The organism is Pseudomonas sp. ATCC 13867 (assembly GCF_000349845.1).
Taxonomy (GTDB): Bacteria; Pseudomonadota; Gammaproteobacteria; order Pseudomonadales; family Pseudomonadaceae; genus Pseudomonas.
Window position 1 is genome coordinate 2,486,960 of sequence record NC_020829.1, and the last position, 23,796, is coordinate 2,510,755.

The following is a 23,796-nucleotide window of genomic DNA, read 5'->3' on the forward strand; positions in this document are numbered from 1 at the left end:
ATCGCGGCTGCCGACAACAACCCTGAGTGCCTTGTATGCAAAGCCTGCTGAGCGAACGTAGCCGAGTGTTCGAACGCGCCGATCCCTACGCGGTGTCGGGCTACGTCAACCAGCACGTGGGCACCCATGATCTGCGCCTGCCGGCCCACGGCCATCCGCAGGCCAGCCTCAACCACCGGCGTTTCGCCAGCCTCGACCTGTGCCGCATCAGCTATGGCGGCGCGGTGCGCGTCACCTCGCCGGCGCTGGAGAGCATCTTCCACCTGCAGATCCTGCTCAGCGGCCACTGCCTGTGGCGTGGCCAGCGCCAGGAGCACTACCTGGCGCCGGGCGAGCTGCTGCTGATCAACCCGGACGATCCGGTCGACCTGACCTACTCGGACGACTGCGAGAAATTCATCCTGAAGATTCCGGTAACCCTGCTCGAAGCCATCTGTGCCGAGCAGCGCTGGAACCATCCGCGCACCGGCGTGCGCTTCATCGAGAACCGTTACCAGCTCGGCGAGCTGGAAGGTTTCGTCAACCTGCTGTCGATGGTCTGCCAGGAGTCCGAGGCCGGCGAGCGCCTGGCCCGGATCGACGAGCACTACCAGCAGATCGTCGCCAGCAAGTTGCTGACCCTGCTCAAGACCAACGTCAGCCGCGAGCCCATCGCTGGCGCCAGCGTGTCTTTCGAGCGCATCGAGGCGTACATCGAGGGCCACCTGCGCGAGGACATCGACGTCGAAGCCCTGGCCCACCAGGCGTCGATGAGCCTGCGCTCGCTCTACGCGCTGTTCGAGCGCCAGGCCGGCACCACGCCGCGCCAGTACATCCGCCGCCTCAAGCTGGAACGCATCCGTGCCTGTCTGGGCGATCCGGCCTGCCCGGTGCGCAGCGTCACCGAGCTGGCGCTGGATTATGGCTTCCTGCACCTGGGGCGCTTCGCCGAAGGCTACCGCCAGCAGTTCGGCGAACTGCCGTCAGAAACCCTCAAGCGCCGCAGCTGACCTCCGCACTCCCCTGTAGGAGCGGGCCATGCCCGCGATCCGCCGGCAGGGCCGGCGCTTTCTTTTGCTCCTCGTGTTTCAGGTCCGCTGCTTTGGCTTGGGTGTTCCAGCGCCGCTTCGGCGTGCGCGCGGATTCTGTGTTTCGCCCCCTCGGGCGACCTACTTTGGCAAACGACGGATGGCCGCCCCACCCAAAGTAGGCAAAGGTCTTGCCCCGGACATCCGGTTTTTCGCTTAGGCGAAAAATTCCCTCGTTGAAGCGAAGTTCCAGGGGCCCGCGCTGACGGGCCATCCCTGGCCCGACAGCGCTCTCGCGGCATCCCTGCCGCTCAACCCCTGAAACTCCGCTTCAACGAGGCCTCCTGAACGGCGCCGTTCGGAGTGAGCGGATGTTTCTCTGGAAGCCTTCAGAGCAAAGGCCAGAGCTGGAATCGAGTGAGTATTGGCTCTTCGTAGGAGCGAGCTTGCTCGCGAACCGCTCAGTACCGAATTTCCCATGTAGGAGCGCCGCCTGCGGACGGCCCTGCAGAAAACGGATAGCACTCTGCACAAAGCGGATATTGCCGCTTCGAACCCAGCCCTAACCTGAGCCTGCCTGAACAATAACAACGGAGGCCCCGGCCATGTCCCTGGGTATCGACTACTTGCGTTCACTGCTCGAGGAAGACCCCGAGAAGGGCGTCTACCGCTGCCGGCGGGAGATGTTCACCGACCCGCGCCTGTTCGACCTGGAGATGAAGCACATCTTCGAGGGCAACTGGGTCTACCTCGCCCATGAAAGCCAGATCCCCGAGAAGAACGACTTCCTGACGACCATGATCGGTCGCCAGTCGATCTTCATCGCGCGCAACAAGGACGGCGTGCTCAACGCCTTCCTCAACGCCTGCAGCCACAAGGGCGCCATGCTCTGCCGGCACAAGTCCGGCAACCGTTCCAGCTACACCTGCCCGTTCCACGGCTGGACCTTCAACAACTCCGGCAAGCTGCTCAAGGTCAAGGACCCGGCCGAGGCCGGCTATCCGGAAGGCTTCAACTGCGAAGGCTCCCACGACCTGACGAAAATCGCGCGCTTCGAGTCCTATCGCGGCTTCCTCTTCGGCAGCCTGAAGGCCGACGTCAAGCCGCTGGTGGAGCACCTGGGCGAGTCGGCGAAGATCATCGACATGATCGTCGACCAGTCCCCTGAAGGCCTGGAAGTGCTACGCGGTTCCTCCAGCTACATCTACGAAGGCAACTGGAAGCTCACCGCCGAGAACGGCGCCGACGGCTACCACGTCAGTTCCGTGCACTGGAACTACGCCGCGACCCAGAACCAGCGCCAGGCGCGCGAGGCTGGCAGCGAGGTGAAGACCATGAGTGCCGGCGGCTGGGCCAGGCAAGGCGGTGGCTTCTACTCCTTCGACCACGGCCATCTGCTGCTCTGGAGCCGCTGGGCCAACCCCGAGGCGCGCCCGGCCTTCGAGCGCCGCGACGAACTGGCCCGCGACCACGGCCAGGCCCGCGCCGACTGGATGATCGAGAACTCGCGCAACCTCTGCCTGTACCCGAACGTCTACCTGATGGACCAGTTCAGCTCGCAGATCCGCATCGCCCGGCCCATCGACGTCAACCGCACCGAAATAACCATCTACTGCATCGCGCCGAAGGGCGAGAGCAGCGAGGCGCGCGCCCAGCGCATTCGCCAGTACGAGGATTTCTTCAACGTCAGCGGCATGGCCACGCCGGACGACCTGGAGGAATTCCGTTCCTGCCAGCAGGCCTACCAGGGCAGCGCCGGCGGCTGGAACGACATGTCGCGCGGGGCGCAGCACTGGATCGACGGTGCCGACGACGCGGCGCGGGAGATCGACCTGGCGCCGGCGCTGTCCGGCGTGCGCACCGAAGATGAGGGCCTGTTCGTGCTGCAGCACCAGTACTGGCAGCAGACCATGATCGATGCGCTGGCCGCCGAGCAGGCCAAGCGCATCGCCATGACAGAGGAGGGCGTGTGATGAGCCGCTACGAGACCGTGCGCGACTTCCTCTACCGCGAAGCGCGCTACCTCGATGACAAGGACTGGGATGCGTGGCTGGAGCTGTACGCCGCCGACGCCACCTTCTGGATGCCCTCCTGGGACGACCGCGACCGGCTCACCGAAGACCCGCAGCGGGAAATCTCGCTGATCTGGTACGGCAGCCGTGGCGGCCTGGAAGACCGCGTGTTCCGCATCAAGACCGAGCGCTCCAGCGCGACCCTGCCGGACACGCGCACCTCGCACAACCTGAGCAATATCGAGGTGCTCGGCGAGGCCGACGGGCAGTGCCAGGTGCGCTTCAACTGGCACACCCTGAGCTTCCGCTACAAGACCGTCGACAGCTACTTCGGCACCAGCTTCTACACGCTCGACGTGCGTGGCGAGCAGCCGCTGGTAAAGGCGAAGAAGGTCGTACTGAAGAACGACTACGTCAGGCAAGTCATCGACATCTACCACATCTGAAAAACACGGCGTGAAGCTGCTGCGCTTGCCCGTGCTGCGTTGGAGAACGGTCCGTAATGCTCATTCACTAGAGTGAACTGCGCTTCCGAACCGTCCTCCGCCTTGCCCGGCCTGCGCTCGCGACGCTTCAAGCCGCTTTTTTGAGGCGAATGACATGAACAAGATCGCGCTCAACTTCGAAGACGGCGTTACCCGCTTCATCGACGCCAGCCCCAGCGAGACCGTGGCCGACGCGGCCTACCGCCAGGGCATCAACATCCCGCTGGATTGCCGCGACGGCGCCTGCGGCACCTGCAAGTGCTTCGCCGAAGCCGGCCGCTACGACCTGGGCCAGGACTACATCGAGGACGCGCTCACCGAGGACGAAGCCGAGCAGGGCTACGTGCTCACCTGCCAGATGCGCGCGCAGAGCGATTGCGTGGTGCGCGTGCCGGCCTCCTCGCAAGTCTGCAAGACCGCCCAGGCCAGTTTCGAGGCCAGCATCAGCGCGGTGCGCCAGCTCTCCGCAAGCACCATCGCGCTGTCGATCAAGGGCGAGTCGCTGAGCAGGCTGGCCTTCCTGCCGGGGCAGTACGTCAACCTGCGGGTGCCGGGCAGCGAACAGAGCCGCGCCTACTCCTTCAGCTCGCTGCAGAAGGACGGCGAGGTCAGCTTCCTGATCCGCAACGTGCCGGGCGGCCTGATGAGCAGCTTCCTCACCGGCCTGGCGAAAGCCGGCGACACGATGATCCTGGCCGGCCCGCTGGGCAGCTTCTACCTGCGCGAGATCAAGCGGCCGCTGTTGCTGCTGGCTGGCGGCACGGGGCTGGCGCCCTTCACCGCGATGCTCGAACAGATCGCCGAGCGCGGCAGCGAGCATCCGCTGCACCTGATCTACGGTGTCACCCACGACTTCGACCTGGTGGAGATGGACCGCCTGGAAACCTTCGCCGCGCGCATCCCCAACTTCACCTTCAGCGCCTGTGTCGCCAGCGCGGAAAGCAGCTACCCGCACAAGGGCTACGTCACCCAGCATATCGCGCCGGCGCACCTGAACGACGGTGAGGTGGACGTCTACCTCTGCGGCCCGCCGCCGATGGTCGAGGCGGTCAGCCAGTACATCCGCGAGCAGGGCATCACGCCGGCGAATTTCTACTACGAGAAGTTCGCGGCCAGTGCTGCCTGATACCCGACATCCGATACCGGGCGGCTCTACGTAGGACCGAGGGGGACGCCTAGTCCTTGCTCGCGAACCAAGCCCCGCTACGAAGCGGTTCGCGAGCAAGCTCGCTCCTACAGGAGCTCTGCCCGCCGACGTCATGAGGTCACCATGAAAAGATTCAACAACAAGATCGCCCTGGTCACCGGCGCCGCCCAGGGCATCGGCCGGCGTGTCGCCGAGCGGCTGGTGGAAGAGGGCGCCAGGGTCATCGTCGTGGACCGCTCCGAAATCGTCCACGAACTGCAGGACGCCCTCGGCCAGCATGGCGAAGTGCTTACCCTGACCGCCGACCTGGAGCGTTTCGCCGACTGCCAGGCTGTGGTCGACCAGGCGCTGACGCGCTTCGACCGCCTCGACATCCTCATCAACAACGTCGGCGGCACCATCTGGGCCAAACCCTTCGAGCACTACGCCGAGGACGAAATCGAAGCCGAGGTGCGCCGCTCGCTGTTCCCCACCCTTTGGTGCTGCCGCGCGGCCCTGGTGCCGATGCTGAAGCAGGGCGCGGGCGCCATCGTCAATGTCTCCTCCGTCGCCACCCGTGGCGTGAACCGCGTGCCCTACGGCGCGGCGAAGGGCGGGGTGAACGCGCTGACCGCCTGCCTCGCCTTCGAGACCGCCGAGCGCGGCGTGCGGGTCAACGCCACCGCCCCCGGCGGCACTCAGGCGCCGCCCCGGCGCATCCCGCGCAACGCAGCACAGCAGAGCGAGCAGGAGAAGCTCTGGTACCGGCAGATCGTCGAGCAGACCGTCGACAGCAGCCTGATGAAGCGCTACGGCAGCATCGACGAACAGGTCGGCGCAATCCTTTTCCTCGCCTCCGACGAAGCCAGCTACATCACCGGCGTGACCCTGCCGGTGGGCGGCGGCGACCTCGGTTGAAAGCTGTCGCCTGAACGATCGCGCGGGCCACGCCCGTCCTCCAGAAACCCGAACGGAAATACCGCCATGAGCAGTCCCGTCATCGAACGCATCGAGTCGATCATCGTCGACCTGCCGACCATCCGCCCGCACAAGCTGGCCATGCACACCATGCAGCAGCAGACGCTGGTGATCATCCGCCTGCGCTGCTCCGATGGCGTCGAAGGCCTCGGCGAAGCCACCACCATCGGCGGCCTGGCCTACGGCAACGAGAGCCCGGAAAGCATCAAGGCCAACCTCGACGCGCACTTCGCGCCGCTGCTGGCCGGCCAGGACGCCAGCAACATCAATGCCTGCATGCAGCGCCTGGACAAGGCGATCAAGGGCAACACCTTCGCCCGCTCGGCGGTGGAAACCGCGCTGCTGGACGCCCAGGGCAAGCGCCTCGGCCTGCCGGTCAGCGAACTGCTCGGCGGCCGCGTGCGCGACAGTCTCGAAGTGGCCTGGACCCTGGCCTCCGGCGACACCGCTCGCGATATCGCCGAAGCCGAGCAGATGCTGGATATCCGCCGTCACCGCATCTTCAAGCTGAAGATCGGCGCCAACCCGCTGGAGCAGGACCTCCGGCACGTGGTGGCGATCAAGCAGGCCCTGGGCGAGCGCGCCAGCGTGCGCGTGGACGTCAACCAGGGCTGGGACGAGTCCCAGGCCATCCGTGGCTGCCAGGTACTGGGCGAGAACGGCATCGACCTGATCGAGCAGCCCATCTCGCGCATCAACCGCAGCGGCCAGGTGCGCCTGAACCAGCGCAGCCCGGCGCCGATCATGGCCGACGAATCCATCGAGAGCGTGGCCGATGCCTTCAGCCTCGCCGCCGACGGCGCCGCCAGCATCTTCGCCCTGAAGATCGCCAAGAACGGCGGCCCGCGCGCCGTGCTTCGCACCGCGCAGATCGCCGAAGCCGCCGGCATCGCGCTCTACGGCGGGACCATGCTCGAAGGCGCGGTCGGCACCCTGGCCTCGGCCCACGCCTTCATCACCCTGGAGAAGCTGACCTGGGCCACCGAGCTGTTCGGCCCGCTGCTGCTCACCGAAGAAATCGTCACCGAGGCGCCGGTCTACCGCGACTTCCAGCTGATGGTGCCGCGCACCCCCGGTCTCGGCCTGACCCTCGACGAAGAGCGCCTGAAGCGTTTCGCCCGCCACTAACGGAGGAAAATCCGATGCTGTTCCACGTGAAGATGACCGTGAAATTGCCCGTCGACATGGACCCGGCGAAAGCCGCCCAGCTCAAGGCCGACGAGAAGGAACTGGCCCAGCGCCTGCAGCGCGAGGGCAAGTGGCGCCACCTGTGGCGCATCGCCGGGCACTACGCCAACTACAGCGTGTTCGACCTCGCCAGCGTCGAGGAACTGCACGACACCCTGATGCAACTGCCGCTGTTCCCCTACATGGACATCGAGGTCGACGGGCTCTGCCGCCATCCGTCCTCGATCCACGCTGACGACCGCTGATTTTCGTTCCGTACGACTCGACAAGAACAAGACTTGAGGATCGCATCATGACCGTGAAGATTTCCCAGACTGCCGACATCCAGAAGTTCTTCGAAGAAGCCAGTGGCGCCCTGAATGACCAGGGCAACCCGCGCGTGAAGAACCTCGTCCTGCGAATCCTGCAGGACACCGCGAAACTGATCGAAGACATGAATGTTACGCCCGACGAATTCTGGAAGGCGGTGGACTACCTCAACCGCCTTGGCTCCCGTCAGGAGGCCGGCCTGGTCGTCGCCGGCCTCGGCGTCGAGCACTACCTCGACCTGCTGCTGGACGCCCAGGACGCGGCTGCCGGCCTCGGCGGCGGTACCCCGCGCACCATCGAAGGCCCGCTGTACGTGGCCGGCGCGCCGCTGTCCGAAGGCGAAGCGCGGATGGACGACGGCAAGGATGCGGGCACCGTGATGTTTCTTTCCGGCCGCGTGTTCGACCCGCAGGGCAAGCCGCTGGCCGGCGCGGTGGTCGATCTCTGGCACGCCAACACCCAGGGCACCTACTCGTACTTCGACAGCACCCAGTCCGAGTTCAACCTGCGCCGGCGCATCGTCACCGACGCCGAAGGGCGCTACCAGGCGCGCAGCATCGTGCCCAGTGGCTACGGCTGTCCGCCGGATGGCCCGACCCAGGAGTTGCTCGATCAGCTCGGCCGCCACGGCCAGCGCCCGGCGCACATCCACTTCTTCATCTCCGCGCCGGGGCATCGCCACCTGACCACGCAGATCAACCTCGCCGGCGACCAGTACCTGTGGGACGACTTCGCCTACGCCACCCGCGACGGGCTGATCGGCGAGGTGCGTTTCGTCGAAGACGCAGAGGCCGCGAAGGTGCGCGGTGTGGAAGGGCGTTTCGCCGAGATCGAGTTCGACTTCCAGTTGCAGCAGGCGGTTTCCGCTGATGCCGAGGACCGCAGCAACCGTCCCCGCGCGCTGCAGGAAGCCTGATTCCCGCGTGATGCTGACCCTGTAGGAGCGAGCTTGCTCGCGAACCAAGCTATCCGGCCGCTCCGGTGCTGGGCGGGTTCGCGAGCAAGCTCGCTCCTACGAAAAGCCTGCAACTGACTGCAGCCGCGACGTTCCTGCGCTCGGGCTGTCGTAGGCATGGCCAGCTCCTACAGGGGTAATCCCACGCTCACTTGTAGGAGCGAGCCATGCTCGCGATCCGCGGACAGGGTCCGCGCCCGCGTGAACGACCATCTGCACCCCCGCAAGACAGCCGTTAGCCCCCTAAGAGAAGTGTTCGATATTCGCACCAATAGTCGATTATCGCATTGTTCGCCCATCCCCCCGACGGTACTGTTTTCCCATCGGCACCCCCTACACAACGAGACCGACCATGGCTGAACTCCTCACCCTCCGCGAAGCGGTCGAGCGCTTCGTCAACGACGGCGATACCGTCGCGCTCGAAGGCTTCACCCACCTGATCCCGACCGCTGCTTCCCACGAGCTGATCCGCCAGGGCAAGAAAGACCTGCACCTGGTGCGCATGACGCCGGACCTGGTCTACGACCTGCTGATCGGTGCCGGCTGCGTGCGCAAGCTGACCTTCTCCTGGGGCGGCAATCCCGGTGTCGGTTCGCTGCATCGCCTGCGTGACGCGGTAGAGAAAGGCTGGCCGCGTCCGCTTGAGATCGACGAGCACAGTCACGCCGACCTCGCCAACTCCTACGTTGCCGGCGCCTCGGGCCTGCCGTTCGCCGTGCTGCGCGCCTACGCCGGTTCCGACCTGCCAAAGGTCAACCCGAACATCAAGTTCATCGAGTGCCCGTTCACCGGCGAGCAACTGGCTGCCGTGCCGTCGGTGCGCCCGGACGTCACCGTGATCCACGCGCAGAAGGCCGACCGCAAGGGCAACGTGCTGCTGTGGGGCATCCTCGGCGTGCAGAAGGAAGCCGCCCTGGCCGCCAAGCGCTGCATCGTCACCGTCGAGGAAATCGTCGACGACCTCAACGCGCCGATGAACGCCTGCGTGCTGCCGACCTGGGCGCTGTCCGCCGTCTGCCTGGTGCCCGGCGGTTCGCACCCGTCTTATGCCCACGGCTACTCCGAGCGCGACAACCGCTTCTACCAGGCCTGGGACCCGATCGCCCGCGACCGCGATACCTTCAACGCCTGGATCGATACCTACATCTGCGGCACGAAAGATTTCAACGAGTTCAAAGCCAAACTCGCGGAGGCCAAGTAATGAGCGCCTACAGCACCAATGAAATGATGACGGTGGCCGCCGCCCGCCGCCTGAAGAACGGCGCCGTCTGCTTCGTCGGCATCGGCCTGCCGTCCAAGGCCGCCAACCTGGCGCGCCTGACTGCATCGCCCGACGTGGTCCTGATCTACGAATCCGGCCCCATCGGCGCCAAGCCCAGCGTGCTGCCGCTGTCCATCGGTGACGGCGAGCTGGCCGAAACCGCCGACACCGTGGTGCCCACCGGCGAGATCTTCCGCTACTGGCTGCAGGGCGGGCGCATCGACGTCGGCTTCCTCGGCGCGGCCCAGGTCGACCGCTTCGGCAACATCAACACCACCGTCATCGGCGATTACCACTCGCCGAAAGTGCGCCTGCCCGGCGCCGGCGGCGCGCCGGAGATCGCCGGTTCCGCCAAGGAAGTGCTGATCATCCTCAAGCAGTCCCACCGCACCTTCGTCGACAAGCTGGCCTTCATCACCTCGGTCGGCTTCGGCGAGGGCGGCGACCATCGCCAGCAACTCGGCCTTCCCGGCAAGGGTCCGGTGGCGATCATCACCGACCTGTGCATCATGGAGCCGGAAGCCGGCAGCAACGAATTCATCGTCACCTCACTGCACCCGGGCGTGACCCGCGAGCAGGTGGTGGAGAACACCGGCTGGGCGATCCGCTTCGCCGAGCAGGTCACCGAGACCGTTGCACCGACCGAAATCGAACTCGAAGCCCTGCGTGCCCTCGAAGCCCGCACTGCTGCCGCCCACGGCCAACTGGGAGGTGATGAATGAGCCGCGACGTCTTCATCTGCGACGCCGTGCGCACGCCCATCGGGCGCTTCGGCGGCTCGCTCTCCGGCGTGCGCGCCGACGACCTCGCCGCCGTGCCGGTGAGGGCGCTGCTGGAGCGTAATCCGCAAGTCGACTGGGCCGCGCTGGACGAGGTGTACCTCGGCTGCGCCAACCAGGCCGGCGAAGACAACCGCAACGTGGCGCGCATGGCGCTGCTGCTGGCCGGCCTGCCGGAAAGCGTGCCGGGCGTGACCCTCAACCGTCTCTGCGCCTCGGGCCTGGACGCGGTGGGCACCGCCTTCCGCGCCATCGCCAGCGGCGAGGCCGAGCTGGTCATCGCCGGCGGCGTCGAGTCCATGTCCCGCGCGCCCTACGTGATGGGCAAGGCCGACAGCGCGTTTGGCCGTGGGCAGAAGATCGAGGACACCACCATCGGCTGGCGCTTCATCAACCCGCTGATGAAGGCGCAGTACGGTGTGGATGCCATGCCGCAGACTGCCGACAACGTGGCCGACGATTACCACGTCAACCGCGCCGACCAGGACGCCTTTTCCCTGCGCAGCCAGCAGCGTGCCGGCGTCGCCCAGGCCAACGGCTACTTCGCCGAGGAAATCGTCCCGGTGGTGATCAAGGGTCGCAAGGGCGAGACCGTCGTCGACACCGACGAACACCCGCGCCCGGACACCACCGCCGAAGCGCTGGCCAAGCTCAAGCCTGTCAACGGCGAAGGCAAGACAGTCACCGCCGGCAACGCTTCCGGGGTGAACGACGGCGCCGTGGCGCTGATCCTCGCCAGCGCCGAAGCCGTTAAGAAACATGGCCTGACGCCCCGCGCGAAGGTGCTCGGCATGGCCAGCGCCGGCGTCGCGCCGCGCGTGATGGGCATCGGCCCGGTGCCGGCGGTGCGCAAGCTGCTGGAACGCCTGAACCTGTCGGTCGACCAGTTCGATGTCATCGAGCTGAACGAAGCCTTCGCTGCGCAGGGCCTGGCGGTGACCCGTGAACTCGGCATCGCCGATGACGACGCGCGGGTGAACCCCAACGGCGGCGCCATCGCCCTCGGCCACCCGCTGGGCGCCAGCGGTGCGCGCCTGGTGCTGACCGCTGTGCACCAGTTGCAGAAGTCCGGCGGCAAGCTCGGCCTGTGCACCATGTGCGTGGGCGTAGGGCAGGGCGTCGCTTTGGTGGTCGAGCGCGTGTGATTAGCTCTGGCTCTTCGTAGGAGCGAGCTTGCTCGCGAACAAACCCCGCTGCGGGGCCAGGTTCGCGAGCAAGCTCGCTCCTACAGAGTCTTCCTCTCCGGTCATACTGTCCGACTACGCCCGCCGATCTCCGGAGCTACCCCCGTGAGCACCAACCTTCTGTTCGACGCCTACTTCACCCAGCCCGCCATGCGCGCGATCTTCAGCGACCACGGACGGGTGCAGGGCATGCTCGACTTCGAGGCCGCATTGGCCCGTGCCGAAGCCCGTGTCGGCGTGATCCCGGCGAGCGCCGTGGCGCCCATCGCCGCCGCCTGCCGCGCCGAGCTCTATGACTTCGATGCTTTGGCGCAGGCTATCTGCAGCGCCGGCAATTCCGCGATCCCGCTGGTGAAGGCGCTGGGCAAGCGCATCGCCGCCGAGGATGCCGATGCCGAGCGCTATGTCCATCTCGGTGCCACCAGCCAGGATGTCATGGACTCCGGGCTGGTCCTGCAACTGCGCGCCGCCATCGAGTTGCTGGAAAGCGACCTTGCCCGGTTGGCCGATGTCCTCGCCATCCAGGCCAAGGCCCACGCCGGTACGCCGATGGTTGGCCGCACCTGGCTGCAGCACGCCACGCCGGTCACCCTCGGCATGAAGATTGCCGGCTGGCTGGGCGCGATCACCCGCCACCGCCAGCGTCTGAATGAACTCAAGCCGCGCCTGCTGTGCCTGCAATTCGGCGGCGCCTCCGGCAGCCTTGCCGCCCTCGGCGAGCAGGGCTTTGCCGTGGCCGAGGCGCTGGCTGAAGAGCTCAATCTGCAACTGCCCGAACAACCCTGGCACACCCAGCGCGACCGCCTGGTGGAGTTCGCCAGCCTGCTCGGCCTGATCGCCGGCAGCCTAGGCAAGCTGGGCCGCGACCTCAGCCTGCTGATGCAGACCGAGGTCGGCGAGGTCTTCGAGCCTTCCGCGCCAGGCAAGGGTGGTTCCTCCACCATGCCGCACAAGCGCAACCCGGTGGGCGCCGCTGTGCTGATCGGCGCGGCGACCCGTGCGCCGGGCCTGGTCTCGACCCTGTTCGCCGCCATGCCCCAGGAACACGAGCGCAGCCTCGGCCTGTGGCACGCCGAATGGGAAAGCCTGCCGGAGCTGTGCTGCCTCGTCTCCGGTGCACTGCAACAGGCACTGAGCCTGGTGCCGGGCCTGGAGGTCGATGCCGGGCGAATGCTGGCCAACCTCGACCTGACCCGTGGCCTGGTGCTTGCCGAAGCCGTAAGCATCGCCCTGGCCCAGCGCATCGGCCGCGACGCCGCGCACCACCTGGTGGAGCAATGCTGCAAGCAGGCGGTGAGGGAGGGCGCACACCTGCGCGCGGTGCTTGGCGCCAATGCCGAGGTCGCCGCACAACTGAATGCCGAAGAACTGGATCGCCTGCTCGATCCCGCCCATTACCTGGGCCAGGCGCGCCGCTGGGTCGAGCGCGCGCTGGCCGAACATCTACAAGTTTCGCGATAGGAGCCCTGCATGCCTGCCGTACATCTCGCCGATGGCGACCTGAACTATCAATTGGAAGGCCCGGTCGGCGCGCCGGTGCTGGTGCTGTCCAACTCCCTGGGCACCGACCTGCACATGTGGGACGCGCAGATTCCGACCTTCGCCGAACACTTCCGCGTGCTGCGTTATGACACCCGTGGCCACGGCGCTTCGCTGGTCACTCCCGGCCCTTACAGCATCGAGCAGAATGGCCGCGACGTGCTGGCCCTGCTGGATGCGCTGGATGTCCCGCGCGCGCACTTCTGCGGCCTGTCCATGGGCGGCCTGATCGGCCAGTGGCTGGCCATCCATGCGCCGGAGCGCCTCTCGCGCCTGGTGCTGTGCAACACCGCCGCCAAGATCGGTACCCCGGACATCTGGAATCTGCGCATCGAGACCGTGCTCAGCGGCGGCGCCGAGGCCATGTGCAACCTGCGCGATGCTTCGATCTCGCGCTGGTTCACCGCCGATTTCGCCGAGGCCGAGCCGGGCAAGGTCGAGCCCATCGTCGGCATGCTGGCGCAGACCTCGCCGGAAGGTTATGCAGCCAACTGCGCGGCTGTGCGTGATGCCGATTTTCGTGGCGAGATCGGTGCGATCAGCGCACCGACCCTGGTGGTCTGCGGCGCCGCCGATCCGGTGACCACCCCCTCGGACGGCCGCTTCCTGCAGGCGCACATCCCCGGCGCCGAGCTGGTGGAGTTGCGTGCCGCGCACCTGTCCAACGTGCAGGCCGGCGATGCCTTCAGCCAGCGCGTGCTGGACTTCCTACGCGCCTAACTGCTTTTCGTAGGATCGAGGGGGGCGCCTAGCCCTTGCTCGCGAACAAAACCCGCTGCGGGCTCGGGTTCGCGAGCAAGCTCGCTCCTACAGGTTCTGATTGGAGTTTGAGATGGACGAGAAAGAACGCTACGAAGCCGGCATGCAGGTGCGCCGCGCGGTGCTGGGCGACGCCCACGTCGACCGCAGCCTGCAGAACCGTACGGACTTCAACGAAGAGTTCCAGGAAATGATCACCCGCCATGCCTGGGGTGACATCTGGACTCGCCCCGGCCTGCCGCGCCACACCCGCAGCCTGATCACCATCGCCATGCTGATCGGCATGAACCGCGAGGGCGAACTGACGCTGCACCTGCGCGCCGCGCGCAACAACGGCGTGACCCGCGAGGAGATCAAGGAAGTCCTCCTGCAGAGCGCGATCTACTGCGGCATCCCGGCCGCCAACGCCACCTTCCACCTCGCCGAGGCGGTATGGGACGAACTGGGCACCGAGTCGCTGGGCGATGCCTGATCAGCGCCGCCCGGACCATGCATCCGGGAGACGTCTGATCTGTCGGTGTAGGGTTCGCGAGCAAGAACTAGGCGTTCCCCTCGCTCCTACAGGCCTGCGCCAATGCGCTCTTCGTAGGAGCGAGCTTGCTCGCGAAGCAGGGCCGGCACGTTGGTGCGGCCCGGAAACGATCGCAGCCGGAGTCCGCTTGTACGAGAGCAGGAGCTCCTAACCCTCTCTCGCACCCGGGAGAGGGGACCGTTCGGTGCAGTGAGCGGCCGTGGCGTCAGCCGGCACAATCTGCCCCCTCTCCTGAGGGAGAGGGCTGGGGAAAGCGTCGGCACGGCGTTACCTGAGAACCTCAGCTCTCCAACTCCTTCCGATCCCTGAACAACTCCAGCGCCTGCGGGTTGGCCAGCGCATCGGTGTTCTTCACCGGCCTCCCGTGCACCACGTTGCGCACCGCCAGTTCGACGATCTTGCCGCTCAAGGTGCGGGGAATGTCCGCCACCGCGAGAATCTTCGCCGGTACGTGGCGCCGGGTGGTGTTGGCGCGAATGGTCTGGCGGATGCGTTCCTGCAGGGCTTCGTCCAGCTCCACGCCCTCACGCAGGCGCACGAACAGCACCACCCGCACATCGCCTTGCCATTCCTGGCCGATGGCGATGGATTCCAGTACCTGCTCGATCTTTTCCACCTGGCGGTAGATTTCCGCCGTGCCGATACGTACGCCGCCGGGGTTGAGCACGGCATCCGAGCGGCCGTGGATCACCAGGCCGCCGTGTTCGGTTTCCTCGGCGTAGTCACCGTGGGCCCAGACGCCGGGGAAGGTGGCGAAGTAGGCGTCGAGGAACTTCTCGTCGTTCTCGTCGTTCCAGAAGCCCACCGGGATCGACGGGAAGTGCCGTACGCAGACCAGCTCGCCTTTCTCGCCGCGCACCGGCTTGCCGGCGGCGTCCCAGACTTCCACCGCCATGCCCAGGCCCTTGCACTGCAGCTCGCCGCGCCACACCGGCGCGGTGGGATTGCCCAGGGCGAAGCAGGAGACGATGTCGGTGCCGCCGGAGATCGACGACAGGCAGAGGTCGGGTTTGAGGTCGCGGTAGACGTAGTCGAAGCTCTCGTGGGCCAGCGGCGAGCCGGTGGAGAGGAGCGTCTTCAGGCGCCCCAGTTCGTGGCTCTGGCGTGGCCGCACGTTGGCCTTTTCCAGGGCGGCGATGTACTTGGCGCTGGTGCCGAAGATGCTGATGCCCTCGGCATCGACCAGGTCGATCAGCCGCTCCGGGCCGGGGTGGAAGGGCGAGCCATCGTAGAGCACCAGGCTGGCGCCCAGGGCCAGGCCGGAGACCAGCCAGTTCCACATCATCCAGCCGCAGGTGGTGTAGTAGAACAGGGTGTCGTCGCTGCCCAGGTCGGTGTGCAGGCCGTGCTCTTTCAGGTGTTGCAGCAACACGCCGCCGGTGCCGTGGACGATGCACTTGGGCACGCCGGTGGTGCCGGAGGAATAGAGGATGTACAGCGGATGGTCGAAGGGTACCGGGGTGAATACCGGGTCGCCGCCGGGTTGGTAGAAGTCTCGCCAGAGATCGACCCTGGCCAGCGTCAGGTAATCGCCCGGCCGCGCCTCGGGGTGGGCATAGGGGACGATCACCAGTTGTTCCAGGCTGGGCAACTGGGCGAGGATTTCATTGAGCTTGGCGGTCAGGTCCAGGGTCTTGCCGGCGTAGCGGTAGCCGGCGCAGGCGATCAGCACCTTGGGTTCGATCTGGCCGAAGCGGTCGATCACGCCCTGGGTGCCGAAGTCCGGCGAACAGCTCGACCAGGTCGCGCCCAGGCTGGTGGTGGCGAGCATGCCGACCACCGTCTGCCAGGTGTTGGGCATGCAGGCCGCGACGCGATCGCCGACGCCCACCCCGGCGTCGCGCAGGGCCAGTTGCAGGCCGGCGACCTGGGCAGCCAGTTCGGCATGGCTGAGCACTTCGCGCCGTTCGTCCTCGCTGACGGCGATCAGCGCCGGATGATGGTCGCGGCGGCGCAGCAGATGTTCGGCGAAATTCAGTGTGGCGCCGGGGAACCAGTGGGCATCGGGCATTTCCGGGCCTTCTTCGAGCACGGCGCCGGGGGCTTCATGGAACTGCACGCCGAAGGCGTCGACGATGGCCAGCCAGAAAGCCTCGCGCTCGGCGATGCTCCAGGCGTGCAGGGCGGCATAGTCGGGCAGGTCGAGCCCATGCTCCTGTGCCACCTTGCGGCGGAAGGCATGCATCCGGGTGGCGGCGACGCGTTCGGGGGAGGGGGTCCACAGCGGGTTCATCTTGGGCGTCCGTCCGGTTTTTCTTATCTAACCAGTGTGGCACGGCCGCGGGGATGTAGGAGGAGCGGAAATCTTTTGTAGGGATGGTGAGCGAGTCCTTGTAGGAGCGAGTTTGCTCGCGAACAAACAAACCCCGCTGCGGGGCGGGTTCGCGAGCAAGCTCGCTCCTACAAAGAGCACTCAGCGCCTGGCCAGCCGTGCCTTGGCCACGCGCGAGCCGTTGGGCTTGTCGAGCACCGCGCAGATACGCTGGCCTGCGTCGATCAGCTTGTCCAGGTCGATGCCGGTGTGGATGCCCAGGCCGTTCATCAGGTAGAGCACGTCCTCGGTGGCGACGTTGCCGGTGGCGCCCTTGGCGTAGGGACAGCCGCCAAGCCCGGCGACCGAGCTGTCGAACACGGCGATGCCTTCCAGCAGGCCGGCATAGATGTTCGCCAGGGCCTGGCCGTAGGTATCGTGGAAGTGCCCGGCCAGTTGCGCGCGCGGCACGCGTTGGCCGACGACTTCGAACATCCGGCGGGTGGCCCCGGCGGTGCCGACGCCGATGGTGTCGCCCAGGGAGACTTCGTAGCAGCCCATCGCGTGCAGTTCCTCGGCGACGGCGGCGACCTGCGCCACGTCCACCTCGCCCTGGTAGGGGCAGCCGAGCACGCAGGAGACGTAGCCGCGCACGCGCACGCCGTGCTGGCGGGCCGCTTCCATCACCGGAACGAAGCGTTCCAGGCTCTCCTTGATCGAGCAGTTGATGTTCTTTTGCGAAAAGGCCTCGGAGGCGGCGGCGAAGACCGCGACTTCCTCGACTTTCGACTCCAATGCCGCCTCGAAGCCCTTCAGGTTCGGCGCCAGGGCGGCATAGGTCACGCCGGCTTTCTGCGCGATGCCGGCGAAGACTTCAGCCGAGCCGGCCATCTGCGGCACCCACTTGGGCGAGACGAAGCTGCCGACTTCGATGTAGCTCAGGCCGGCGGCGCTGAGGTCATCCACCAGGCGCACCTTGTCGGCGACGGCGATGGGCTGTTTCTCGTTCTGCAGGCCGTCGCGCGGGCCGACTTCGACCAGGCGGACGGATGGGGGCAGGGTCATGGAATGTCCTCGTTGAATGGGGGCGAAGGCGCGTTTGCTTTGTGTAGGAGCGAGCTTGCTCGCGAACGCATTACACCCGAAGTAACCGGAGTGAAGCGGGTTCGCGAGCAAGCTCGCTCCTACGAAGAGCAGGGCATCAGCGTCAGGCCGACGCCTCTTCCAGCTCCACCAGCGCCGTACCTTCCGACACCAGTTCGCCTTCGCTGCAATACAGCGATTTCACCACGCCAGCGTGCGGCGCGCGAATGCTGTGTTCCATCTTCATCGCTTCGAGCACTACCAGCGCGGCGCCGGCTTCGACGTTCTGGCCGGGTTCGACCAGGATGCGCACGATGCTGCCGTTCATCGGTGCGCCCAGGCCACCCTGGTGCGAGTGCGCGGCTTCCGCCTCGGCGATGGGGTCGAAGCGCTGCACGCTGACCAGCTCGCCGTTCCATTCCAGGTAGAGGCTGTCGCCACGGCGGATCACCTGATGACGGCGGCGGATGTCGCCGTCCTTCACGTCCAGCCAATGACCGTCGAGCTTGGCGATACGCTGGCCATCGGCATGGCGCAGGCGCACCACGTGGGACTCGCCCTTGGCCAGCAGGTGGAGGTCGGTTTCCCCCGGCAGGCCACTGCGCCAGCCGCTCTGGGCGGACCAGGGCGAATGGGCGTCGTCGCCACGCACGCGGGCGGCTTCGCTCTGCACCCAGGCTTCGGCGGCGAGCTGCCAGAAGCGCTCCGGAAGGGCGGTGGCGGCGGGCAGCAGGGCATCCTGGTAGCGGCCGATGAAGCCGGTATCCAGCTCGCCCTCGGCGAAGGCCGGGTGGGCCAGCACGCGGCGCAGGAAGGCGAGGTTGGTCTTGAAGCCGCCGACGGCGGTTTCGCCGAGCATCGACAGCAGGCGCTGGCGCGCTTCCTCGCGGTTCTCGCCCCAGGCGATCAGCTTGGCCAGCATCGGGTCGTAGAACGGCGAGATGTCGTCGCCCTCGCGGATGCCGCTGTCCACCCGGCGGCCGGGGCCGGCGGCGGGTTCGCGGTACAGCGCGAGGTGGCCGCTGGCGGGGAGGAAGCCGCCTTCGGGGTCTTCGGCGTAGAGGCGCACTTCGATGGCGTGGCCGATCAGCGGCACCTGCTGCTGAGTCAGCGGCAGCGGCTCGCCACGGGCGATGCGGATCTGCCAGGCGACCAGGTCGAGGCCGGTGATGGCTTCGGTGACCGGGTGCTCCACCTGCAGGCGGGTGTTCATTTCCATGAAGAAGAACTGGCCGCTGCCTTCGTCGTAGAGGAACTCCACGGTGCCGGCGCCGACGTAGCCGATGGCCTGTGCGGCGCGCACGGCGGCCTCGCCCATGCCCTGGCGCAGTTCCAGGGAGAGGCCCGGAGCCGGCGCTTCTTCGACCACTTTCTGGTGACGACGCTGGATCGAGCAGTCGCGTTCGTTTAGGTACAGGCAGTTGCCGTGCTGGTCGGCGAACACCTGGATTTCCACATGGCGCGGCTTGGTCAGGTATTTCTCCACCAGCATGCGCGAGTCGCCGAAACCGGACTGCGCTTCACGCTGGGCGGACTCCAGCGCCTCGGCCAGTTCGGCCTCGCGCTCGACCACCTTCATGCCCTTGCCGCCACCGCCGGCGGCGGCCTTGAGCAGCACCGGGTAGCCGATTCGCTGCGCCTCGCGCTGGAAGGTCGCATAGTCCTGCGCCTCGCCGTGGTAGCCGGGCACCAGTGGCACGCCGGCGGTTTCCATCAGGGCCTTGGCGGCAGACTTGCTGCCCATGGCGTCGATGGCGCTGGCGGGCGGGCCGAGGAAGACCAGCCCGGCCTCTTCGCAGGCGCGGGCGAAGCCGGCGTTCTCCGAGAGGAAACCATAGCCGGGGTGGATGGCCTGGGCGCCGGCAGCTTTCGCAGCGGCCAGCACGGCGTCCGCGCGCAGGTAGCTTTCAGCCGGCTTGGCGCCGCCCAGGTCGATGGCGATGTCCGCTTCCTCGACGTGGCGGGCGTTGCGGTCGGTGGCGCTGTGCACGGCCACGGTGGTCAGGCCCAGGGCCTTGGCGGTGCGCATCACGCGGCAGGCGATCTCGCCGCGGTTGGCCACCAGCAGGGTATCGATCTTCTTCATCAGACTTGCTCCTGCCAGGCCGGTTTGCGTTTTTCCAGGAAGGCGCGCAGGCCTTCCTGCCCCTCGGGGCTGATGCGGATGCGGGCGATGGCCGCTTCGGTGTAGCGACGCAGCTCGGGCTTGAGCTCGCCGGCGCCGATTTCATGGAACAGCGCCTTGCAGGCCACCAGCGCCGCCGGACTGTTGTTCAGCAGGTTGGCGATCCAGGCGTCGGCCTTCGCATCCAGCTCGGCGGCCGGGTAGTGCTCGTCCACCAGGCCCAGCTCGCGGGCGCGAATGCCGCTGAAACGCTCGGCGGTCATGGCGTAGCGGGTGGCGGCGCGCTGGCCGATGGCCTTGGTGACGAACGGGCCGATGGTGGCGGGGATCAGGCCGATGCGCACTTCGGACAGGCAGAACTGCGCGTCCTCGGCGGCCAGCGCCATGTCGCAGCAGGCCACCAGCCCGACGCCGCCGCCGAAGGCCGCGCCCTGGACGATAGCGAGGGTCGGTTTCTTCAACTGGTGCAGGTTGTAGAGCAGTTCGGCGAGCTGCTGGGCGTCGGCCAGGTTGCCCTGGTAGTCCAGTTGCACGGAATCCTGCATCCACGCCAGGTCCGCGCCGCCGCAGAAGTGCCGGCCACGGCCGCGCAGCACCACGAGGCGCACGCGCTCGTCGCTGGCCACGGCGTCCAGCGCCTGGATCAGCTCGGCAATGGTCCGGGCGTTGAATGCGTTGTTCTTTTCCGGGCGGTTCAGCCACAGGCTGGCGACGCCGCGAGGGTCAATGTCTAGCTCGATGTTCTGGAAGTCGGTCATGGCAGCGGCCTTACATGCGGAAGACGCCGAAGCGCGTGGCTTCGACAGGCGCGTTGAGCGAGGCGGAGAGGGCCAGGCCGAGCACGTCGCGGGTCTGTGCCGGGTCGATGACACCGTCGTCCCACAGGCGCGCGCTGGAGTAGTAGGGGTGACCCTGGCGCTCGTACTGTTCGAGGATCGGCGCCTTGATCTTCGCCTCGTCCTCGGCGGACAGCGCAGAGCCTGCGCGTTCGGCCTGCTCGCGCTTGACCTGGGCCAGCACGCCGGCGGCCTGTTCGCCACCCATCACGCCGATCCGCGCGTTGGGCCACATCCACAGGAAGCGCGGGTCGTAGGCGCGGCCGCACATGCCGTAGTTACCGGCGCCGAAGCTGCCACCGATGATCACGGTGAACTTCGGCACCTGGGCGCAGGCCACGGCGGTGACCAGCTTGGCGCCGTGCTTGGCGATACCGCCGGCCTCGTACTTCTGGCCGACCATGAAGCCGGTGATGTTCTGCAGGAACACCAGCGGGATGCCGCGCTGGCAGGCCAGTTCGATGAAGTGCGCGCCTTTCTGCGCGGCTTCGGCGAAGAGAATGCCGTTGTTGGCGAGGATCGCCACCGGGTAGCCGTGCAGGTGGGCGAAGCCGCACACCAGGGTGGTGCCGAACAGCGCCTTGAACTCGTCGAATTCGCTGCCGTCGACCAGCCGCGCGATGATCTCGCGCACGTCGAACGGCTGCTTGCTGTCCACCGGGATCACCCCGTACAGCTCGTCGCTGGCGTACAACGGGGCGCGAGGGACGCGGGTGTTGAGCTGGCCCTGCTTGGTCCAGTTGAGGTTGGCGATGCAGCGGCGGGCGATGGCCAGCGCGTGCTCGTCGTCCTCGGCGTAATGGTCGGCCACGCCGGAGGTCTTGCAGTGCACGTCGGCGCCGCCCAGGTCCTCGGCGCTCACCACCTCACCGGTAGCGGCCTTCACCAGCGGCGGGCCGGCGAGGAAGATGGTGGCCTGGTTGCGCACCATGATGGTCTCGTCGCTCATCGCCGGCACGTAGGCGCCGCCAGCGGTGCAGGAGCCCATCACCACGGCGATCTGCGGGATGCCCTGGGCGCTCATGTTGGCCTGGTTGAAGAAGATCCGGCCGAAGTGCTCGCGGTCGGGGAACACCTCGTCCTGGCGCGGCAGGTTGGCGCCGCCCGAGTCCACCAGGTAGATGCACGGCAGGCGGTTCTGCTGGGCGATGGTCTGGGCGCGCAGGTGCTTCTTCACGGTCAGCGGGTAGTAGCTGCCGCCTTTCACCGTGGCGTCGTTGCCGACGATCATGCATTCCACGCCTTCCACGCGGCCGATGCCGGCGACCACGCCGGCGGCGGCGACGTCTTCGCCGTACACGCCGTGGGCGGCGAGGGCGGAGACTTCGAGGAAGGGCGAGCCGGCGTCGAGCAGGCGGTTGATGCGCTCGCGCACCAGCAGCTTGCCGCGCGCGGTGTGCTTGGCCTGGGCGGCGGCGCCGCCGCCTTCGTGAACGCGGCCGAGGACGGCGCGCAGGTCCTGGACGTTCTCCAGCATGGTCGCGGCGTTGGCGGCGTATTCCGGGGAACGGGTGTTGAGTTGGGTGCCGAGGATGGTCATGGCGTCTCCACGAGCGGGATTCTTTTTGTAGGAGCGAGCTTGCTCGCGAAGCTCTGCGTGATGCGGTTCGCGAGCAAGCTCGCTCCTACAAGGGCAAGGGCGTCAGTGTTCAGCGGGTCTCGTTGAACAGCTCGCGGCCGATCAGCATGCGGCGGATTTCGCTGGTGCCGGCGCCGATCTCGTAGAGCTTGGCGTCGCGCAGCAGGCGGCCGGTGGGGAACTCGTTGATGTAGCCGTTGCCGCCGAGGATCTGGATGGCGTCCAGGGCCATCTGGGTGGCGCGCTCGGCGGTGTAGAGGATCACCCCGGCGGCGTCCTTGCGAGTGGTCTCGCCACGGTCGCAGGCCTGGGCGACGGCATAGAGGTAGGCGCGGCTGGCGTTGAGCTGGGTGTACATGTCGGCGACCTTGCCCTGGATCAGCTGGAACTCGCCGATGCTCTGGCCGAACTGCTTGCGGTCGTGGATGTAGGGGACGATCACGTCCATGCAGGCCTGCATGATGCCGATCGGGCCGCCGGCGAGCACCACGCGCTCGTAGTCCAGGCCGCTCATCAGCACCTTCACGCCGCCGTTGACCGCGCCCAGCACGTTCTCTTCCGGCACTTCCACGTCATCGAAGAACAGCTCGCAGGTGTTCGAGCCGCGCATGCCCAGCTTGTCGAACTTGCTGCCACGGCTGAAGCCTTTCCAGTCGCGCTCGACGATGAACGCGGTGATGCCGTGGGCGCCTTTCTCCGGCTCGGTCTTGGCGTAGATCACGTAGGTGTTGGCGTCGGGGCCGTTGGTGATCCAGGTCTTGCTGCCGTTGAGGACGAAGCGGTCGCCGCGCTTCTCGGCGCGCAGCTTCATCGACACCACGTCGGAGCCGGCGTTGGGTTCGCTCATGGCCAGGGCGCCGATGTGCTCGCCGCTGATCAGCTTGGGCAGGTACTTGGCCTTCTGGGAGGCCGAGCCGTTGCGCTTGATCTGGTTGACGCACAGGTTGGAGTGCGCGCCGTAGGACAGGCCGACCGAAGCCGAACCCCGGCTGATCTCCTCGATGGCGATGACGTGGGCCAGGTAGCCCATGTTGGCGCCGCCATATTCCTCCGCGACGGTGATGCCGAGCAGGCCCATGTCGCCGAACTTCTTCCACATGTCCATGGGGAACAGGTTGTCGGCGTCGATCTGCGCGGCGCGCGGGGCGAGTTCGCTGGCGACGAAGCCCTGCACCTGCTCGCGCAGCATGTCGATGGTTTCGCCGAGGCCGAAATTGAGGGAGGGGTAGCTCATGGGGTCACCTGTTGTACTTGTAATGGAGATGAAGGGGAGCGGGCAGGGCGGCGATCAGCTCGGCACGCGCTGCTTGCGGGGTTTGTCGGTCTCGGCCATGGCCGCCAGGCAGCGCTCCTCGGCCGTGTCCAGTTCCAGTTTCATCTGCTCGATGTCGAGCAACTGCTGTTCCAGCTGCGCGCGGCGCGCGGTGATCTTGCCGAGGAAGGTCTGCAACTGCTTGGTGTTGCCGCTGCTGGGGTCGTAGAGGTCGATCAGCTCCTTGCACTCGGCCAGCGAGAAGCCGATGCGCTTGCCGCGCAGGATCAGCTTCAGGGCCACCAGGTCCTTCGGGCTGTAGATGCGCTCCTGGCCACGGCGCTCGGGGCTGAGCATGCCCTGTTCCTCGTAGAAGCGGATGGCGCGGGTGGTGACGTCCAGTTCGCGGGCCAGCTCGGAGATGGTGTAGGTCGTGGGCATGGGAATGTTCTTGCTCGGTCGTTTACCTTTACGTTAACGTAAACCTGCCTTGGGTCACTGTCAATACAACTCGAAGGCGGCGCGAAAGGGAGTGGCATGGGGTGGTGGAGTAGCG

General features: G+C 66.9%; 21 protein-coding genes. 14 read left to right on the forward strand and 7 right to left on the reverse strand.

The features are described from left to right. Positions 1-35: 35 nt before the first annotated feature. The 14 genes from H681_RS11335 to pcaC all read left to right on the forward strand — a co-directional run bounded on the left by H681_RS11335 (position 36) and on the right by pcaC (position 14,054). Positions 36-989, forward strand: coding sequence for an AraC family transcriptional regulator (locus H681_RS11335; RefSeq protein WP_015476997.1), 954 nt, complete (start codon positions 36-38; stop codon positions 987-989). A gap of 623 nt (positions 990-1,612) precedes the next feature. Beyond that, positions 1,613-2,980: a benzoate 1,2-dioxygenase large subunit gene (gene benA, locus H681_RS11340; RefSeq protein ID WP_015476998.1), complete on the forward strand. Its 1,368-nt coding sequence runs from the start codon at positions 1,613-1,615 to the stop codon at positions 2,978-2,980. After that, positions 2,980-3,465 carry a benzoate 1,2-dioxygenase small subunit gene (gene benB / locus H681_RS11345; RefSeq protein WP_015476999.1) on the forward strand — a complete coding sequence of 162 codons (486 nt, stop codon included), beginning with the start codon at positions 2,980-2,982 and terminating at the stop codon, positions 3,463-3,465. Before benA ends, benB begins: the two co-directional genes overlap by 1 nt. 154 nt (positions 3,466-3,619) lie before the next feature. Further along, entirely contained in the window at positions 3,620-4,630 is a 1,011-nt protein-coding gene (gene benC / locus H681_RS11350) for a benzoate 1,2-dioxygenase electron transfer component BenC (protein ID WP_015477000.1), read from the forward strand. 144 nt (positions 4,631-4,774) lie between these two features. Beyond that, positions 4,775-5,548: a 1,6-dihydroxycyclohexa-2,4-diene-1-carboxylate dehydrogenase gene (locus H681_RS11355; protein WP_015477001.1), complete on the forward strand. Its 774-nt coding sequence runs from the start codon at positions 4,775-4,777 to the stop codon at positions 5,546-5,548. 66 nt (positions 5,549-5,614) lie between these two features. Beyond that, complete coding sequence (locus H681_RS11360) at positions 5,615-6,736, forward strand: muconate cycloisomerase family protein (protein ID WP_015477002.1); 1,122 nt, start codon at positions 5,615-5,617, stop codon at positions 6,734-6,736. Between the two features lie 14 nt (positions 6,737-6,750). Further along, positions 6,751-7,041, forward strand: a complete 291-nt coding sequence (gene catC, locus H681_RS11365; protein WP_015477003.1) for a muconolactone Delta-isomerase — start codon at positions 6,751-6,753, stop codon at positions 7,039-7,041. 47 nt (positions 7,042-7,088) lie between these two features. Beyond that, positions 7,089-8,021, forward strand: coding sequence for a catechol 1,2-dioxygenase (gene catA / locus H681_RS11370; protein WP_015477004.1), 933 nt, complete (start codon positions 7,089-7,091; stop codon positions 8,019-8,021). A gap of 391 nt (positions 8,022-8,412) precedes the next feature. Beyond that, entirely contained in the window at positions 8,413-9,261 is an 849-nt protein-coding gene (locus H681_RS11375) for a CoA transferase subunit A (RefSeq protein WP_015477005.1), read from the forward strand. Then, positions 9,261-10,043 carry a CoA-transferase subunit beta gene (locus H681_RS11380; RefSeq protein ID WP_015477006.1) on the forward strand — a complete coding sequence of 261 codons (783 nt, stop codon included), beginning with the start codon at positions 9,261-9,263 and terminating at the stop codon, positions 10,041-10,043. The genes H681_RS11375 and H681_RS11380 overlap by 1 nt, the downstream gene beginning before the upstream one ends. Beyond that, on the forward strand, positions 10,040-11,245 hold the full coding sequence (gene pcaF / locus H681_RS11385; RefSeq protein WP_015477007.1) for a 3-oxoadipyl-CoA thiolase: 1,206 nt from the start codon (positions 10,040-10,042) through the stop codon (positions 11,243-11,245). Before H681_RS11380 ends, pcaF begins: the two co-directional genes overlap by 4 nt. Positions 11,246-11,434: 189 nt before the next feature. Beyond that, positions 11,435-12,745 (forward strand): 3-carboxy-cis,cis-muconate cycloisomerase, encoded by a 1,311-nt coding sequence (locus tag H681_RS11390; protein ID WP_051070472.1) that lies wholly within the window; start codon positions 11,435-11,437, stop codon positions 12,743-12,745. Between the two features lie 9 nt (positions 12,746-12,754). Next, complete coding sequence (gene pcaD, locus H681_RS11395) at positions 12,755-13,543, forward strand: 3-oxoadipate enol-lactonase (RefSeq protein WP_015477009.1); 789 nt, start codon at positions 12,755-12,757, stop codon at positions 13,541-13,543. Between the two features lie 112 nt (positions 13,544-13,655). Beyond that, positions 13,656-14,054, forward strand: a complete 399-nt coding sequence (gene pcaC / locus H681_RS11400; RefSeq protein WP_015477010.1) for a 4-carboxymuconolactone decarboxylase — start codon at positions 13,656-13,658, stop codon at positions 14,052-14,054. A gap of 340 nt (positions 14,055-14,394) precedes the next feature. Here the strand turns inward: pcaC and H681_RS11405 are convergent, their stop codons facing one another. The 7 genes from H681_RS11405 to H681_RS11435 all read right to left on the reverse strand — a co-directional run bounded on the left by H681_RS11405 (position 14,395) and on the right by H681_RS11435 (position 23,681). After that, a complete protein-coding gene (locus H681_RS11405; protein WP_015477011.1) occupies positions 14,395-16,347 on the reverse strand; it encodes an acetoacetate--CoA ligase in 1,953 nt (650 codons plus the stop codon). Between the two features lie 180 nt (positions 16,348-16,527). Further along, complete coding sequence (locus H681_RS11410; protein ID WP_015477012.1) at positions 16,528-17,430, reverse strand: hydroxymethylglutaryl-CoA lyase; 903 nt, start codon at positions 17,428-17,430, stop codon at positions 16,528-16,530. 142 nt (positions 17,431-17,572) lie between these two features. Continuing rightward, positions 17,573-19,534, reverse strand: coding sequence for an acetyl/propionyl/methylcrotonyl-CoA carboxylase subunit alpha (locus H681_RS11415; protein ID WP_015477013.1), 1,962 nt, complete (start codon positions 19,532-19,534; stop codon positions 17,573-17,575). Further along, entirely contained in the window at positions 19,534-20,331 is a 798-nt protein-coding gene (locus tag H681_RS11420) for a gamma-carboxygeranoyl-CoA hydratase (RefSeq protein ID WP_015477014.1), read from the reverse strand. Before H681_RS11420 ends, H681_RS11415 begins: the two co-directional genes overlap by 1 nt. A 10-nt stretch (positions 20,332-20,341) precedes the next feature. Beyond that, positions 20,342-21,949 carry a carboxyl transferase domain-containing protein gene (locus H681_RS11425; protein WP_015477015.1) on the reverse strand — a complete coding sequence of 536 codons (1,608 nt, stop codon included), beginning with the start codon at positions 21,947-21,949 and terminating at the stop codon, positions 20,342-20,344. A 109-nt stretch (positions 21,950-22,058) separates the two neighbouring features. Beyond that, on the reverse strand, positions 22,059-23,222 hold the full coding sequence (locus tag H681_RS11430; RefSeq protein WP_015477016.1) for an isovaleryl-CoA dehydrogenase: 1,164 nt from the start codon (positions 23,220-23,222) through the stop codon (positions 22,059-22,061). A gap of 54 nt (positions 23,223-23,276) precedes the next feature. Further along, the gene (locus tag H681_RS11435; protein ID WP_015477017.1) at positions 23,277-23,681 is read right to left on the reverse strand and encodes a MerR family transcriptional regulator; all 405 of its coding nucleotides are present in this window, start codon (positions 23,679-23,681) and stop codon (positions 23,277-23,279) included. Positions 23,682-23,796 lie beyond the last annotated feature (115 nt).